The organism is Caballeronia sp. LjRoot29, assembly GCF_964252755.1.
GTDB lineage: Bacteria > Pseudomonadota > Gammaproteobacteria > Burkholderiales > Burkholderiaceae > Caballeronia.
In genome coordinates, this window is the sequence record NZ_CAXUPU020000046.1 from 40,425 (window position 1) to 56,649 (window position 16,225).

Consider the following 16,225-nt stretch of genomic DNA (forward strand, 5'->3'; position numbering starts at 1 on the left):
TTCAGGGACCACAAATATCTTTCTCAACGTGCTCGTCGATCGGTCGCGAAGATACGGCTAATCGGCCGCCATGCGGTATGCGATTTGTTTCCATTAAAACAGCCCGGCGCAGGTCTGTGAGTCAAACGCGTTGCGATTGATGCCGGGTGTCCTAATCACACCTCGCCGACAGTGAAACGATCGGTAATAATTGCTCGATCTAGCTGAGTTGGTGCAAAAGGTACCTTGCGCTTTGCCGCGATCTATTAACACTGCTTGCTTGGCCGACCCTGTGAACGAGAGAGTGAGTTCACGTAAAATGCCGCTTTCCTGGTGCGGAATGGAGTCTCGTTTCCGCGCAATTCGATCTGTTTAGCGGTCAAATTACCGTATGTCTGCGCGTCCCGGGGCGCGGGCCGGAGATCGGTCGCTTTTTCTGCGCCTTGCCAAGCTCCGGGATACCGAAAGCAGGTCGCTGGACACAAGTTGGTGGACCTCAACCCCGTCCAAGTCTAAAATCGTGGAACTTTTCTCGAGAAATTGCTTTATATGCGCAAGAGTTCCACTGTAAGCGCGCTGTCCGATATCTCGGCAGCAACGCGCCGCTTTTCGTTGGTCGGAATGCTCGGCTGGCAAGATGTTCGCCAACGTTACAGGCGCTCAGCACTTGGACCGCTCTGGCTGACCATCAGTATGGGTGTGATGATTGGCACGATCGGCATTGTCTTTGGCACGATTTTCAAGTCGCCTATGGCGGAATTTCTGCCTTTCATTGCTATTGGTATTATTTTGTGGGGATTCATATCAACGGTTGTTACTGAAGGCTGCACAGGATTTATTGCCGCTGAGGGCATTATAAAGCAGTTGCCCATTCCGTTGTTCGTTCATATCTTGCGCATGATATGGCGCAATATCCTGATCCTCGGACATAATATCGTTATTTTTCCGATTATCCTTTTAGTGGTCGGAAAGCCGCTGCATCTGACTGCATTTCTGTCCATCGCCGGTTTTTTGCTGCTTTTATTGAATCTGACGTGGATTGCTTTGATCCTCGCTCTTTTATGCGCGCGGTACCGGGATCTGGCGCAAATCGTCGGCAGCGTTCTGCAGGTCGTGTTTTATCTGACGCCGATTATGTGGATGCCAAAACATTTGCCGCGAGCGGCCAGCTTTTATTTACTGGATTTCAACCCTGCATATCATCTGCTGGAAATTGTTCGCGCTCCGTTGCTCGGAGATCTTCCGACAATGACGAACTGGGTTGTTGCGTGTGCAATGGCATTGGCGGGCTGGTTATTCGCAGTCGTGCTTTACGGACGTTATAAGCGACGCATTGCTTACTGGCTGTAACCAAGACGGAAATTATGGCATTTATTGAATTCGAGAACGTCAGCGTCGATTTCGCAATCTACAACGCGAATGGCAGGTCGCTGAAAAAAAGGCTGATGCAAGTCGCGACGGGTGGGCAAATTGGCGCGGACAAGGACGGGCGCGTCGTCGTGCGTGCGCTTGAAGGGTTGAGCTTCACGCTGCGTGACGGTGACCGCGTGGGCCTCCTCGGACACAACGGCGCGGGCAAAAGCACATTATTGCGTCTGCTGGGCGGGGTGTACGAACCGTCGGCGGGGACCGCGGTCATTCGGGGCGAAATTGGCTCGCTGATCGATATTTCGCTTGGAACAGACCCCGAAGCAACCGGGCGCGAAAATATCTACATGCGCGGAGCCCTGCTCGGCATGACGCGCGGGCACATCAAGAAGCAAATCGACGAAATCATCGACTTTTCCGAACTGGGCGATTTTGTTGACATGCCGATGCGCACCTATTCGACGGGTATGCATCTGAGGCTCGCGTTCGCCGTGTCGACTATTGTGAGGCCGGAGATTTTGCTGATGGATGAATGGCTTTCGGTCGGCGACGAGGGTTTCAAGCACAAGGCCGAACTGCGCATGACCGAACTGGTCAAGGCAACCAACGTGCTGGTGATCGCATCGCACTCACGCGAGCTCATTGCGCACACGTGCAATCGCGTGCTCTGGCTTGAGCACGGCAAGCTCAAGATGGACGGTGATCCGCAGACGGTTCTGGATGCCTATTTCGGCGTGGAGGCGAAAGCAAATGCGTGAGGCTGATCGACACTCCGCTGGGTCGAATGGCGGGAGCCCGCCATCGCCACGCAGGCCCTCCTTGTTAAAGCGTGCCGCTCGAAAAGCCGTTCGAATCGTTTACCGCATGGCCCTTCCGGTGGTTCGCCCTCTTGCCTTTCGGACTCGTCGATATCTCGCTCAAACCGTACAGGATGAGCTTCGAGGCGTGAGGGACGAGCTCCAGCGCACGATTGCGGACTTGAAACATGACGTTCGTCAGGCTCATGTCATGCAGCTTGGCGCTCTGCATGCGGCGACGGCCAGCGTGCAGTATGAAGTGTTGGTAAATGCACAACACTGGCACGACACCGGCTTCACAGATGCTCAAAGGCTGTCTCTTGGTTTGCACCAGAATATTCAGGTTTCCAGAGAGTCGGTCAGAGAGGAGGTGCTTCGATCCCACGACAACGCTACTCGCGAGTTGCAGGCCGCAGTCGCCACGATGCGAGAGACCATGCAATTGGCAACGGATGCTTACATCACCAGCATGTCCTCCCGCCTTGATCGTATTGAGGACTTCGGCGCGGCTTCTGCGCGGCGGGTGGCGGTCCATAGCGACCATGACACCGTCCTGGTGAAGACGCCGGCAGGTTATGTGCTGTGCGCAGATTCCGATCATGCGGTGCTCGCCGGGCTCATTGAAACGGGTGACCAGAGATGTGGTGTGCGCTTGCTGATACAGGAATTTCTCGAGCCAGGAGACACGTTTGTCGACGTCGGCGCACACCTTGGACTTTTGTCGCTCGCCGCCGCCCGGGCCATGCATGGCAGGGGAAAGATATTTGTTTTCGAGCCATTCCCGGGCACGCGTAGTCTGCTGGAAAGGTCTTTCAGGATGAACGGCTTCGCCGACATGATCGAGGTCCATGGCGCTGCAGTTTCAAACCGTGTAGGTGAAACAACATTGTTCCTTGGTACGACGAGCGAGCGCCACTCCCTCATTCCGCTCGACCTTCCAGGCGGCTACATGAAGGAACAGATCGACGTTCCATCGGTTACCCTGGACAGTGCCCTGCCAAGCGGGCAAGCCGTCAATCTATTGAAGATCGATGCCGGGGGAGCGGAGCTCGACGTTATCGAGGGAGCTCGTTCCTTGATATCTGGCAATCCGAATATGGCGCTGATCGTGGAATTGTCGTCGGCCCATTTGAAGCGGGCCGGTCATTCGCTTGATCAGTGGTTCGAGGCTTTCGCCGTGCTGGGACTCATTTATTTTGCGATCAATCCGGACACTGGCGTGCTGGAAAATGTCCCTTCGGAGCAGCTTGCCATGGCGGACAGCGCCAATCTGTTCTTTGCTCGACCGGATTCGCTCGCATGGAAAAAACTGGACCTGAAAGCATGAAAGGTATCGTCGTCATAGGTGCGGGAGGCCATGCGAAGGTGTGCGTCGAAAGCTTGCTCGGCATGGGCGAGGCGGTCGACTTCTGCATTGGAGACACCCCAGGTCAAGATTATTGCCTGAGCATTCCCGTTCTGATGGGCGATGAGAACCTCGCCCGTTTGCGGGACGAAGGTTACACGCGTGTGTTCGCTGCAATCGGGTCCAATCGGTTGAGAGCGCGACTGGCCGATCTGGCCGTTGCGCAAGGCTATGAACTGGTTAACGCAATCAGTCCATTCGCGGTCATCTCGCCGACGGCCCGCCTGGGCGTTGGGATCGCGATCATGGCGGGTGCTGTCATCAATGCGGAAGCGTTTGTGGGCGACTTGGCGATCGTCAATACAGGAGCGTGTGTCGATCACGACTGTAGAATTGGCAAGGCCGTGCATGTTGCGCCGCAATGCGGACTGGCGGGGAACGTCACTGTTGGAATCCAAAGCTTTCTCGGCATTGGGAGCCGGGTGATTCCGGAAATTCACATCGGTTCGGAAGTCATGATCGGCGCAGGAAGTGTCGTAATCTCCGATATAGATGATAATCAAACGGTCGTCGGAGTGCCTGCGCGACCGCTTATACGTTGAGAGAAACCAAGTGAATAGAATTTCTGTCGCACAGCCTGTGCTCAATGGAAACGAGCGTAAATACGTCCTCGACTGCCTTGATACGAACTGGATATCGTCAGTCGGAAAATATATTACGGCGTTCGAAGACGCGTTTGCCCGCTTCTGCGGCGTCAAGCACGCGATAGCTACGAATAACGGTACCACTGCGCTGCATCTGGCGGTCGTTGCCCTGGATCTACAGCCGGGTGACGAGGTCATCATCCCGACAGTGACCTACATCGCTACCGCGAACGCGGTTCGATATTGCGGTGCTGTCCCGGTATTGGTCGACGTGCAGGCACCGTCCATGAACATTGACCCAGCAGAAATCGAACGAAAAATCACGCCGAAGACGAAGGGCATCATTCCGGTTCATTTGTATGGGCATCCGGCAGAGATGGAGACGATCAACTCCATCGCGCGCCGCAATGGCTTGTGGGTGGTTGAGGATGCGGCGGAAGCTCACGGTGCCGAAGTGCGCGGTGTTAAGGTCGGCTCGATGAGCGCTTGTGCAATATTCAGTTTCTTCGGCAACAAAATCGTCACGACCGGTGAAGGCGGAATGGTGACAACGAATGACGACGCGCTTGCGCAGAAACTACGCCTGTTTCGTGGACAAGGTATGGATTTGAGCCGGCGCTACTGGTTCCCTGTTGTGGGCTACAACTACCGCATGACGAACATTGAAGCGGCGATCGGGCTTGCGCAAATGGAGACGGTCGAGAACTCGCTTGGTGACCGTGCGAGATTGGCCGGTTGGTACGCCGAGGCTCTCGCCGACTTGGAGGATCAGATTGTTTTGCCGAAGGAAGTGGACTCGGTGAAGCAGGTCTACTGGATGTACACCATTTTTCTTCGCGAAGGCGAGGCAGCGCGCCGTGACGCGGTAATGCGCCTGCTGGACGAGGGCGGAATTGAAACCCGTCCCGTGTTTTATCCGATGCATGTATTGCCGCCATATCGTGAAGATACCGCCTACCCGGTCGCCGATCTTTGGGCCCAGCGAGGAATTAACTTGCCAACGCATCAGGCGCTGACGAAGGCGGATGTAGAGCGCGTTGCCGAAAGTCTCAAGCAGGCGTTGCGTCAAGCATGAGGATCGCATTAGTCTCGACGTTCGTCCCGTTCATCTATGGTGGCGCGCGAAACATAGTCGAATGGCTGCAGGCAATGCTGGAGAAAGAGGGACACGAGGTGGAGCGTATTTATCTGCCTCAGGTCGACGTGCCGGACCTCCTTTTTCAGCAAATGACCGCATTCCGCTGGATCGATTTGTCGGCGGCCGATCGGGTCATTTGTTTCCGGCCGCAGGCACACCTGATCCAGCATCCGCACAAGATACTTTGGTTCATCCATCACATTCGAGCTTTCTACGATCTGTGGGACAACGAACTGTATCGGGGATGCCCGGACGATGAAAAGCATCGGGCAATTCGAACGGCATTGCACGAGGCGGACACGACGGCGTTGCGCGAGGCGAAGCAAATTTTTACCAACTCGCGTGTGGTTTCAGACCGGCTCAGGCAATACAACGGTGTCGACAGCGAGGTGCTTTATCCTCCTGTTTTCGAATCAGAGCAATTTCACTGTCGCGAATATAACGACGAAATAGTGTGTATCTGCCGTCTCGAGCATCATAAGCGACAGCACTTGCTAGTCGACGCGATGGAATTTACAAGGTCGCCGGTTCGGCTGCGTCTTTGCGGCTCCAGCTCCAGCCCGGCATACCCCGGCGAACTCGAGCGACGGATAGCGGAATTGGGCGTTGAAGATCGCGTGAGCCTTGATTACCGCTGGATTACCGATGAGGAAAAGGTTGAACACTTCGCCGATTGTCTCGCAACGGCCTACCTGCCTGAAGACGAAGACTCTTACGGCTATCCAAGCGTAGAAGCGAGTCACGCGTCGAAAGCGATTATTACAACGACCGACTCTGGCGGCGTCCTTGAATTGGTACAGGATGGCATAAATGGGTTCGTTGTTGAGCCCACAGCACGGTCCTTGGCCGAGGCGATGGACAAGCTGTATCTCGACCGACCATTGGCCCGAAGAATGGGCGCGAATGCACTGGAACGGTTGAGCGAGATCAATATCTCGTGGGCACACGTACTGAAGAGGTTGATCGCGTGAAAGTTCTGATCGTCAATAATATGGCGCCTTTCTTGTGGGGCGGAGCAGAGGAACTCGCACTTAATCTACAAAAGCAACTTGTTATTGCGGGACACGGTTCCGAGATTTTGCGCATTCCCTTTCAGTGGGAACCGGCTACACAGATTCCATCACAAATGCTGATGGTCCGCGCGTTGGAACTTTGGAACGTCGATCACGTCATCGCGTTGAAATTTCCTGCGTTCTACATTCGCCACCCGAACAAGACAATGTGGTTGGTGCATCAATATCGGCAGTCCTATGATTTATACGATGTAGGACAGACGAATCTTCCCCTCGGAAAGCAGGGCGAAGATATTCGGACCTTGATCGCCAATGCTGATAATGAAGCGTTTGCAGAAAGCAAGCGTGTATTCACTATCTCCGAAGTAACGCGGCAAAGGCTCAAGAAATACAACGGTTTCGATGCCACAGTCTTGGTCCCGCCAACGAACGACCCTGAATTATTTCTCGATGGTCAAGCCGGCGACTATATTTTTGCGGGCGGCCGCATCAATCAGATGAAGCGTCAACATCTCCTGCTGGACGCAATGACGCAAACCGATCCAAATGTAAAGCTGATCATCGCTGGGCCACCTGACAGCCCGGCTGACGGCGATTCGTTGAGAGTAAGGGTGGAGCGACTTGGACTTGGCGACCGGGTCAAATTGGATCTCAGATTCTTGCCGCGAGAAACCTATGCGAACTATCTGAAGAAAGCAGCGGCTGTCGCCTATCTGCCTTACGATGAAGACGCACTCGCCTACGTGACGATGGAAGCTGCGACGGCTGGCAAGGCACTCATTACCGCTTCGGATAGCGGCGGCGTGCTTGGGCTTGTCAAGCCGCGCGAGACAGGCTGGGTGGCCGAGCCGTCCCCGGAATCGCTTGCCGATGCCATGAACGCGGTGTTTGCAGACACAGCCCTTACACGCAGGTACGGCGACGGTGCACGTGAATTGTTGAACAGCCTAGGGATTACCTGGGCGAAGACGGTGGAAACTCTCCTGCAATGAAACTGCTTATCTTCACACCAACGGTTAGGGCGTCTGCGATTGGAAGAATGGCTGCTCTCGTGAGCCATGCGCTAATTGCACAGCAGCACGAAGTGGTGATCGTGCGCACTGAACGTGAGCTGGAGCTCCACAGTCTCTCGCACGATTTCGGCGCAAAGATAATTGCCTGGAACGATGAGCGGCGGGTATTGGAAGCAGCTGCCGCATGTGACGTGGCTGTCTATCAAATTGGTGATAATTATCACTATCATGAGGGTGGGGTCGCTTGGCTTGCACGCTTGCCGGGCGTTGTATGCCTGCATGATTTCTTCGTGGGTCACTTATTCTATGAATGGGCGAAGAAAAACATGGAGAATGCAGACGCCATTCTGAAGCGCTGGTATGGCGATGAAGTGGCTCAGCGGTTCTTCAAGTTCTCAAGCAGCGAAACGTTTATTGAGTATGCGAAGGATAATGCGCCGCTGACAGAATGGATCGGATCCCTCGCGCTAAGCGTTATTACCCACAGTCATTGGGGCACGCGCCGGATTGCTGAGTCTTGCGCGGGCTCCGTGCGGGTTGTTCCTCTTGCCTACGATGCGCCCGGTGCCCTTGGCGTGGCATCGAGTTACGAGCCGAACAAGTATGGCCGGGTGAAATTGCTGACGATCGGGCACATCAATCGAAACAAGCGCGTCGCCAATGTGATCCAGGCCATTGCAAGTAGCCCGCGGCTTCGGCAAAACGTCGTGTATCGATTGGTTGGGCATATTAGTCCAGACATGGCGTTTGAACTTACCGCGCTCGCTAATTGTCTGAACGTGAATTTGGTGATCTCCGGTGAGGCGGACGCATTCGTTTTGGCGCATGCAATCGGACAGGCTGATATCGTGAGTTGCTTGCGTTGGCCGAGTCTGGAGGCGGCATCAGCATCGGCGATCGAAGCCATGCTTTACGGCAAAGCGACGATTGTTACCGACACAGGTTTTTATACAGAAATTCCGGAAGATTGCGTGGCGAGGATTGCGAATGATGATGAGATAACTAATGTCCGGACAGCGCTTGAGGCGCTTTATTCAGCACCCGAGGCACGCATCGCCATGGGTGAGCGAGCGCAGCGATGGGCTTCCCTCACGTACTCAGCTGAAAATTACGCCAAGCAACTGGTCGAAGAAAGCGTTGCCTCTCAGAGGGCGCGGCCAATCGTGACCGCCAAAGCATATTTTGTTGGTTTAATGAAGCGATGGGGGGCGAGTGAGCAATTGCTAAGCGCCAAGGAAACTGTGTCGTCACTTCGGGTGATGGGTTAGTTTGTTGCAACGCACGGCGAAGCGCCGGATAAAGGGAAATTCGCCGTAACTGAACCTTGATTGCTAAAGAAAGCATGGCTGTCGCGGACAAGCCCGATCTAGAAGGCCGTCTGATCGCACGCTTCCAATGTGATTAGCCGGCCAGTCGACCTCGCCGTGGGTACACGCGGGGTCCGTTCCCCAAAGGTAGATATGAGCATGGATCGCGGAAATCATAACGTGCTACACGACGGGGCGATCTAAAGCAACTCTGTCAGATCTGACCACCCCATGGGGGCGGGGATAGACGACCTACCAATAAGTTTGAGACTAAATGACCACACGCGCGAAACGGGTACTTTGGCTTTTGAACCACCGAACCCTCATGAAAACCGAGGTCCCAATACTGCGTGCAATGGGATACGAAGTGTTCATCCCCAAAATCATTCCTACGGAGGCATGGTTTCGAAGCGGATCGGTCGATTACTCGTACGACACGTCGCTAACGATTCCCGGCGAGGTTCTGCGTGAACTCAATTCCGCAGATCTGCATACATCGGAGTGGTCCGATAAAAACGTTGCCAACATGAATGAGTACTTTGGTACTCTTTTCACGATGCCATTTCCAATTTCGTTGCGAGAGTCGCTTCGAAAATTCGAAGGCGCTGTGCTGCTTCGCGCGTTTGGTCTTGAGGGAACAAACACCTACACTGATTTATTGAGTCATTATGATGGAAAGGAAATTTTTGAATCGATCTACGCAATTCGGGAACGGTTCTGGTTTGCTTCGGGGTACGAACAACTTGCCGAAATTGAATCGAAATTAATCGCCGACCGCGATGTGTTTCTCCCTGTCGCAATGCCGATGAATTTCAGCCGGCACAAAGACACATGGACAGGCAATTCAAAACAGATCATGTTTGTGTGTCCGAATATAATGTCGGACCCTTACTACAAGCGTGTGTATGAAGATTTCAAGCGGGACTTTGGTGATTTTCCGCATGTAATCGTTGGGGGGCAAAAGGAGGTTGTCAACGACTCGCATGTCCGGGGATTCGTTTCCGACGGCGAGTTTGTTGAATTGCTCCAACAATGTGCAGTCATGTATTACCACTCCCGCGAGCCACGTCATGTTCACTACACGCCCGTTGAAGGGGCGGAAGTCGGGACCCCGGTCATCCTCTTCAAGGACACCCTGGTTGCACGGATGGTCGGCTACGACATCGCGGGTGCCGTGGAAAGTGTTGCGGAGGCCCGCGAAAAAATCGCGGCAATCCTCGGCGGCGACCAGATGCTGATCGATCAGATCCGCGAAGAGCAGCGAGTTATCGGCACCCTGTTTTCGGAGGAATACTGTCTTGGCGCATGGCGTGAGTCGTTCGTTCAAAGCGGCATTCAGACGTTTCTGGGCAAGTTGAACCACCGGAAAGTTGAGACGATCGGGGATGCGCAAATCGCACACAAGCGCGTGCCGCGTGAACTTGTTCTGTTACCGGACGCAAATATCGATCGACTGAGCACCTTTGAAGACGGGCTTGACTTCACTAGCAGTGAATTTCCAGCTTTTGTCGAATATATCGACGGATTATGTCCCGCTGAGTCGTGGGGTTCGTGGAGCAACGGGGGCGTGATCGAGATCGCGGTCTCAACACCAATGAAAGGACCGTTTGATCTACTTATAACGGGTGGTGCGTACGGCCAAAACTTGGATGTTACCGTGGGCGTGCGAGTCGGCAGCGTAGAGAAACACATGAAACTATCGAGTCCGCCGTGGGAACCCAGTACCGTTGCGCTACCCTTTTTTCTTTTCGAGCCCGTGTATAAGATTCAAATCTACGTCCCCCACCCGACGCCGCTTGATGGCTCGAGAACTGAGGTTGGTGTTGGTCTAAGGAGGGTTGCCGTGCGCGCAAGAGTTCCGGGTGGCAACAGTTGGACAAGCGCGTCGGCGAGCGGCTGAAGACATGCAAGTTACTAACTACCCAGGCGGGGTCGAACCGTGGACTTTAGACAACAAATGCCAAAGCAAGGCGCTCCCCAACATTTTGTTTCGTCACTGGCACAATGACTTCTTGAGTTCGCCCTCTTCTAATGCACTTTACAGTAAATTGCGTATTTCGGCGGACGTGACCACGGATTCCGGTTGAACGTGATCAGTGAATCCGGAGGAAGGTGATCAGACATTTCGGTTGATGGTGATCGCTGATCACCCGTTTCCGAAACGACTGATCATCTTGCCGAAACAGGTGATCACGCTCCCGGAATGAGTGATCACCGGACCGAAACGGGAACGCTATTTCGGTCTGGCGGTGGTGTTGCGCATGACATCAACGACGGGCGTTAGCCTTGTCTCTTTTATAGGGGACAGGTAATGCCGGCACATCGGATGAGCATGCGCAAATTGAAAGAAGTCCTGCGGCTGAAGTGGGTGTGCGGCTTGTCGCACCGCCAGATCAGCCGGGCCGCGGGTATCAGCGTGGGAGCGGTATCGGCGTATGCAGCGCGTGCAAGCGCGGCCGATCTGGACTGGGCGAGCGTCGAACCGCTGGCTGACGATGAACTCGAGGCCAAGCTGAGCCTGCCGGCCGATCAGAATTCGCAGGCCCGGCGTGTCGACCTGGACTACGCGCTGGTTCATCGCGAGTTGCGGCGCGCAAACGTGACGCTGCAACTATTGTGGGAGGAGTACGTTGAGGCGCACCTCGGCGAGCGCACCTACCGCTACACCCAGTTCTGCCAGCGCTACCGCGACTGGGCGCAGACGCTCAAACGTTCGATGCGCCAGCAACACCGCGCCGGCGAGAAGCCGTTTGCCGACTTTGCCGGGCACACCATGCCGATCCTCGACGGGCGCGGTGGCGTTGCGTTTCGTGCGCACGTGTTTGTCGCTGTACTCGGCGCATCGAACTATACGTATGCCTGTGCGACGCGTTCGGAGGGCACGCACGATTGGATCGGCGGGCTTATCGGCGCCATGGAATTCTACGGCGGAGCTCCGAGTCTGCTGGTCCCAGATAATCCGCGCGCACTGATTGCGCGACCTGACCGATACGAACCGGGCCTTGGCCGCGCGGCGCAGGAATTCGTGAACCACTACGCGACAGCGATGCTCCCAGCACGGCCAAGAAAGCCGCGTGATAAAGCGAAGGCCGAGGTAGCAGTTCAAGTGGTCCAGAGATGGGTCCTTGCTCGTCTGCGCAACCACCGCTTCTTTAGTTTGACCGAGTTGAACCGCGCGATCGCTGGTCTCATTGCTGATCTCAACCAACGCCCCTTCAAGAAGCTTCAGGGTAATCGCTGCGAATGGTTCGAGCGGCTCTACCAACCGGCGTTGCGGCCGTTACCCGCCCAGCGCTACGAGATCGCGACCTTCGTGCGATGCGTCGTCAACATTGACTACCATGTTGAGGTCGATCACCACTACTACAGCGCCCCGCACAGTCTCGTGCGCCAGCCAGTCTATGCCCGCTTGACCCGTTTCGGCGTTGAGATCCTTCACGGTGGCAGACGGGTAGCGGCTCATGCCCGCAGCCATCTGCGCAACAAACGTATCTGTCAGCGGAACCCGTTAGGGCGGTTTTGCGCGGCTAAATGTCGACGATCTTTCGCAGTAAAGAGTACGAAACGCGCCAATGGCCATCGGTGTCATTAACGGCGACCGATGCGGTCTTGGCATTCAGCCTCATGACGACTCCGACGCGCTCGCTTAGGTGCTTGTCGGTGAAGCTAACTGTGTCACCGATGAAGAATTCTTCACGCTGCGTTCTCGGCGGCGGTGTCGGTTCGACGTGAGGCTGAGCACTTGACGTTTCAGGGATGATCGCCGCATAGAGCACGCCCCAACGGCGTCGAGTTGCGCTGTCCTGAACCACGGCCTGTGTCTGGCGGAGTTCAACTATGGTGCCTTGCGCTGGCGGCCCAAGCGGGTTATCGCCGATGTAGTTCACGGCCATCCCCAGATGCAGGCGTTGACGTATTTCGAGAATACGTCGGGGGTCATCGAGCATTTTGCCGATAGCTAGATAGAGGCGATATAGCTCGGCGCTGGGCGCCCGCCGAAGCGAGTCGAGAATGTCCATGGTGTAGAGGTGTTTTAACGGGCGAGCGGCAACAGTTCATGCACGCGATTGACGGGATACGACGGCAGTTGTTCAAGCGTTCGTTCCAGCCACGCGTAGGGCTCGATACCGTTGAGGCGAGCCGTCCCGATGAGGGAATACATCGTTGCCGCCGCACGCGCACCTCGTGGAGAACCCGCGAACATCCAATTCGCCCGTCCGACGGCAATAGGCCTGATCTGGCGTTCTAGAGCATTGTTGTCTGGCAATAGGACGCCGTTCTCCGTATAGCGGATCAGCGCCTCCCAATGCCGCAACGCATAACCAAATGCCTTGGCAAGCGGCGCTCGTGGGAGCAAACCAATGCTGTTCGCCTTGAGCCACCGAAGAAACTGTGCAAGCACCGGCAAGGCTTCGGTTCGCCGTGCCGCCAGCTTGATGTCTGGTGCCTGGTCTTTGACCCGCGATTCAATCGCATATAGCTTGGCGATCCACTGAAGGGCTTGCGCCGCGAGCCCCGGCTCCTTCTGATCCTTAGCAATTTCGAAGAACCGTCGACGGCAATGCGCCCAACATCCAACCTCGATAATATCGCCTCGCTCGTATAGCGCACCATGGCCGCTATACGCGTCGGCCTGCAGATACCCTTTGTATTCGTTTAGGTACAGCAGCGGATGTGCTCCTGCACGCGACTCGGCGAACTCGAACACGACTGCCGGCGGATGGTCGATCCAGACGCCGTTCTCGTTGCGCTGGCCCGCGCCCAGATAACCCCATAATCGTGCTGTGCGCGTTGATGGGTGCCCTCGCTCAAGTAGAGGTAGCGTCGTGTCGTCCACGTGCATGCGCGGCGCCTTCAACTGGTGAGCGCGCAAGCTAGGCAGCAGTACCGAGAGTAGCTCAGCAGATGCCAGCTTCCATTCGCACAACGTGGCGCGTGGTAAGTACACGCCCCGGCGCGCGTAGCGCATTTCCTGACGATTCAACGGCAAATGATCGACATAGGTGTTGACCAGGACGTTGGCGAGCAGGCTGGCGCTTGCATTGCTCTTGGGCAACCGCGAGGGCTGAGCGCTTGCGGTCACGATGGTCGATTCGCCGTCCTTCTTCGCCACGTATTTGAAGCGGATGTGCTCAATGACGGTGAGCTTGGACGGCTCGTAATGCAGCGTCTCGCTGCGCTCTTCGCCAATGCGTTCGAGCGTATCGAACGCCAACTTCTGTTCGTCGCTCAGATCGTATTCGATGCGTGTGCGTGGCAGATCCTTGGGCAGTGCAGGACGCCCTTTACGGGTGTGACTCTCTACAGGAACGGCGTCGACTGCTGGCGGTGCCGGGATATCCGTGGCGGCGTCAAACAGCTCGGCTTGGCCCGCCAAGCGCTCGGAGCTCACGCCAAAGCGCGCAAGGTTCAACTGCGCAATCTGATGCTGGAGGATTTCCAACTGCTCCCACAACACCCGTGCAAGCCGGTTCTGTTCGAGCGCGAACGCTTGCAGCGCATCGGGCTCGACGGGAAGATCCGCGACAGTGACGGCGTTGGGTGGCATGTGCTCCATGATGCCTAACTTAAGCCACGTTTACAAGCTCGGCGCTGCGCTGGAGCACCTCACGTCACGCGCGTGACTGCCACGGTGCGGTGCGGCTCTCGCGCCGGAATCTCGATGCCTTCGAGCCATGCGTTGAGCTCGGCGAGCGTGAAGCCGCGCTGAGCAAGTAACGAGGGTGACGGGAAACGGCCTCTTTCGAGACGTTTATACCAAAGCGCGAAGCCGGTCCGGTCCCAATAAAGAATCTTCACTTTGGAGCGGTCGCGCGCCACGAAGACGAAGAGGTTGCCCGATGCGGGCTTCTGGGCAAGTAGCGGCTCGACGAGATAAGACAGCCCATCGATCGCCTTGCGCATGTCTACCGGGTCGCGACAAATGTAAGCGCGAACGTCCGAGGCAATCAGCACCGGCCACCTCCGAGCTGTCCAAGCACAAATCGCACGATGCGCTCGGCGTGAACGCCGCTCAGTTCGATACGAACGCCAGCGAGCGATAGCGTCACCCCGTCACGCGACGGCGACACATCAGCCGCTTGCGTTGCAACAGGCGGTCTTGAGGGATCCAGTTCACCATCCAGATTGGAAACGATGAATGCCGCATCCGCAGTAACTGCGAGCGGCGGCTTAATCTCTTTGATGTGGGTCGAAAGCTTCTTGCGCCACAGGCTGAAGGTGCTTACCGCCAAACCCTGTTCCCGGCAAAATCGCCGAGCGCCGACACCACTCGCCTTCCAGGCGGTAACCATTTCGCCCCAGAACGCTTCCCCTTGCCGTGGGCGACGTGCGCCCATCGCCGTTGCAGCCTTAATGTTCTCGTCTTCCACCGCATTGCCCTCGTTCTCACGAAAGCACCACCTTCACATTCGGAATGCCGCGATTCAAGACGGGATCCGCTGACGCTTACCAACAAACACACGACGTTGCCCGAGCACATGCCCGTCGCTCACCGCGCTCACCTGGAGTGGACTCCCGGGCGCCTGCTGAACTGGGGCGCATCCATTGGCCCCGGCGCCGAGGCAATCGTCCGGCACCTGCTGACCAACCGCCCGCATCCCGAAATGTGCTACCGGGCTTGTCTGGGGCTGCTAGCGCTGGCCCGCAAATACGGGCGCGAGCGCCTTGAAGCGGCCTGTCAGCGCGCCCTCGTGGTCGGCTCGCCCACGCGTCGCTCTGTCCTATCGATCCTCAAGTCCGGATTGGACCGCCAAGTATCGCTTCCGATCGAACTCACCGAATGGCAATCCCCCGAACACGAGAACGTGCGTGGGCCTGACTATTATCACTGACCCGAAGGAGGTCACCATGTTGATGCAGCAAACCCTCTCGCAACTCCGGCACCTGAAACTCGACGGCATGGCGCGCGCCTTCGAGGAACAAGCTGCACTGACCGCTAGCACCAGCCTGTCGTTCGAGGACCGGTTCGGCATGGTCGTCGAACGCGAACCGGCTTGGCGCGACACGCGCCGTCTTGAACGCCTGATGAAGGCCGCCAGGCTGAAGAACCCACAAGCCTGTATCGAGGACATCGACGTCCGGCAAAGCCGCGGCTTGGACCAGCGAGTCGTTGCCACGCTCGCTAGTTGCGACTGGATCCGCAACGCCCAGAACATCATCCTGAGTGGACCGACCGGCGCCGGTAAAACCTGGATCGCGTGTGCCTTTGCGCAGCAGGCGTGCCGCCAAGGGTTCTCCGCGTTATACGTGCGCGCCGCGCGCCTGTTCGAAGAATTACGCATCGCCCATGGCGACGGCAGCTTCACACGCCGTCTCGCTCAGCTCGCCAAGATTGACGTGCTATTGCTGGACGACTGGGGACTGCAGGAACTCGATCAGGGCGCGCGCAACGACCTGCTCGAAGTGATCGACGATCGCGTGGGCTCACGCTCGACAATCATCACCTCGCAGTTGCTTCTTGAACATTGGCATGCGTGGTTGCAAGACCCCACGCTCGCCGACGCAATCCTCGACCGGCTCGTGCACCAAGCGCATAGGCTTCCAATAAAAGGTGATTCGATGCGAAAGACCAACGCAAAGCAATCCGACTCATCCCCATCCTGATCACCTTCGTTATAAT

General features: G+C 56.4%; 15 protein-coding genes and 2 pseudogenes. 12 read left to right on the top strand and 5 right to left on the bottom strand.

The window, feature by feature from the left end; translation table 11 throughout:
- Positions 1 to 528: 528 nt before the first annotated feature.
- Together ACSQ83_RS32260 and ACSQ83_RS32265 are read left to right on the top strand one after the other, a co-directional pair.
- Positions 529 to 1,329 carry an ABC transporter permease gene (locus ACSQ83_RS32260; protein WP_436230912.1) on the top strand — a complete coding sequence of 267 codons (801 nt, stop codon included), beginning with the start codon at positions 529 to 531 and terminating at the stop codon, positions 1,327 to 1,329.
- Positions 1,330 to 1,343: 14 nt separating this feature from the next.
- Positions 1,344 to 2,105 (top strand): ABC transporter ATP-binding protein, encoded by a 762-nt coding sequence (locus ACSQ83_RS32265; RefSeq protein ID WP_436230913.1) that lies wholly within the window; start codon positions 1,344 to 1,346, stop codon positions 2,103 to 2,105.
- A gap of 64 nt (positions 2,106 to 2,169) precedes the next feature.
- Here ACSQ83_RS32265 and ACSQ83_RS32270 read toward each other — a convergent pair whose 3' ends face one another.
- A complete protein-coding gene (locus tag ACSQ83_RS32270) occupies positions 2,170 to 2,352 on the bottom strand; it encodes a hypothetical protein (RefSeq protein WP_436230914.1) in 183 nt (60 codons plus the stop codon).
- A gap of 3 nt (positions 2,353 to 2,355) precedes the next feature.
- Here ACSQ83_RS32270 and ACSQ83_RS32275 point away from each other — a divergent pair, with 3 nt between their 5' ends.
- From ACSQ83_RS32275 to istA, 8 genes and pseudogenes are all read left to right on the top strand, one after another.
- Positions 2,356 to 3,471 carry an FkbM family methyltransferase gene (locus tag ACSQ83_RS32275; RefSeq protein ID WP_436230915.1) on the top strand — a complete coding sequence of 372 codons (1,116 nt, stop codon included), beginning with the start codon at positions 2,356 to 2,358 and terminating at the stop codon, positions 3,469 to 3,471.
- A complete protein-coding gene (locus ACSQ83_RS32280) occupies positions 3,468 to 4,091 on the top strand; it encodes an acetyltransferase (RefSeq protein WP_436230916.1) in 624 nt (207 codons plus the stop codon). Before ACSQ83_RS32275 ends, ACSQ83_RS32280 begins: the two co-directional genes overlap by 4 nt.
- A gap of 10 nt (positions 4,092 to 4,101) precedes the next feature.
- Positions 4,102 to 5,208 carry a DegT/DnrJ/EryC1/StrS family aminotransferase gene (locus tag ACSQ83_RS32285; RefSeq protein WP_436230917.1) on the top strand — a complete coding sequence of 369 codons (1,107 nt, stop codon included), beginning with the start codon at positions 4,102 to 4,104 and terminating at the stop codon, positions 5,206 to 5,208.
- Positions 5,209 to 5,282: 74 nt separating this feature from the next.
- Complete coding sequence (locus ACSQ83_RS32290) at positions 5,283 to 6,242, top strand: glycosyltransferase family 4 protein (RefSeq protein WP_436230918.1); 960 nt, start codon at positions 5,283 to 5,285, stop codon at positions 6,240 to 6,242.
- A complete protein-coding gene (locus tag ACSQ83_RS32295; protein WP_436230919.1) occupies positions 6,239 to 7,276 on the top strand; it encodes a glycosyltransferase family 4 protein in 1,038 nt (345 codons plus the stop codon). Before ACSQ83_RS32290 ends, ACSQ83_RS32295 begins: the two co-directional genes overlap by 4 nt.
- Complete coding sequence (locus ACSQ83_RS32300; RefSeq protein WP_436230920.1) at positions 7,273 to 8,565, top strand: glycosyltransferase; 1,293 nt, start codon at positions 7,273 to 7,275, stop codon at positions 8,563 to 8,565. Before ACSQ83_RS32295 ends, ACSQ83_RS32300 begins: the two co-directional genes overlap by 4 nt.
- A 364-nt stretch (positions 8,566 to 8,929) precedes the next feature.
- Positions 8,930 to 10,504: a DUF7024 domain-containing protein gene (locus ACSQ83_RS32305; RefSeq protein ID WP_436230921.1), complete on the top strand. Its 1,575-nt coding sequence runs from the start codon at positions 8,930 to 8,932 to the stop codon at positions 10,502 to 10,504.
- Positions 10,505 to 10,915: 411 nt separating this feature from the next.
- Positions 10,916 to 12,091: pseudogene (gene istA, locus ACSQ83_RS32310) on the top strand (IS21 family transposase); the annotation flags it as partial.
- A 40-nt stretch (positions 12,092 to 12,131) separates the two neighbouring features.
- Here the strand turns inward: istA and ACSQ83_RS32315 are convergent.
- Genes ACSQ83_RS32315 through tnpA form a run of 4 tightly spaced genes read right to left on the bottom strand, consistent with a single transcriptional unit; the run spans position 12,132 to position 14,975 of the window.
- A complete protein-coding gene (locus ACSQ83_RS32315) occupies positions 12,132 to 12,623 on the bottom strand; it encodes a hypothetical protein (protein WP_436230922.1) in 492 nt (163 codons plus the stop codon).
- A gap of 14 nt (positions 12,624 to 12,637) precedes the next feature.
- Positions 12,638 to 14,152 (bottom strand): IS66 family transposase, encoded by a 1,515-nt coding sequence (tnpC, locus tag ACSQ83_RS32320; RefSeq protein WP_436230923.1) that lies wholly within the window; start codon positions 14,150 to 14,152, stop codon positions 12,638 to 12,640.
- A 59-nt stretch (positions 14,153 to 14,211) separates the two neighbouring features.
- A complete protein-coding gene (gene tnpB / locus ACSQ83_RS32325; RefSeq protein ID WP_201085929.1) occupies positions 14,212 to 14,559 on the bottom strand; it encodes an IS66 family insertion sequence element accessory protein TnpB in 348 nt (115 codons plus the stop codon).
- The gene (gene tnpA, locus ACSQ83_RS32330; protein ID WP_436230924.1) at positions 14,553 to 14,975 is read right to left on the bottom strand and encodes an IS66 family insertion sequence element accessory protein TnpA; all 423 of its coding nucleotides are present in this window, start codon (positions 14,973 to 14,975) and stop codon (positions 14,553 to 14,555) included. The genes tnpB and tnpA overlap by 7 nt, the downstream gene beginning before the upstream one ends.
- 75 nt (positions 14,976 to 15,050) lie before the next feature.
- Between tnpA and ACSQ83_RS32335 the strand changes: the two are divergent.
- Together ACSQ83_RS32335 and istB are read left to right on the top strand one after the other, a co-directional pair.
- A pseudogene (locus ACSQ83_RS32335) lies at positions 15,051 to 15,437 on the top strand (IS21 family transposase); the annotation flags it as partial.
- Between the two features lie 16 nt (positions 15,438 to 15,453).
- On the top strand, positions 15,454 to 16,209 hold the full coding sequence (gene istB, locus ACSQ83_RS32340) for an IS21-like element helper ATPase IstB (protein WP_436230925.1): 756 nt from the start codon (positions 15,454 to 15,456) through the stop codon (positions 16,207 to 16,209).
- The last annotated feature ends 16 nt before the right edge of the window (positions 16,210 to 16,225 follow it).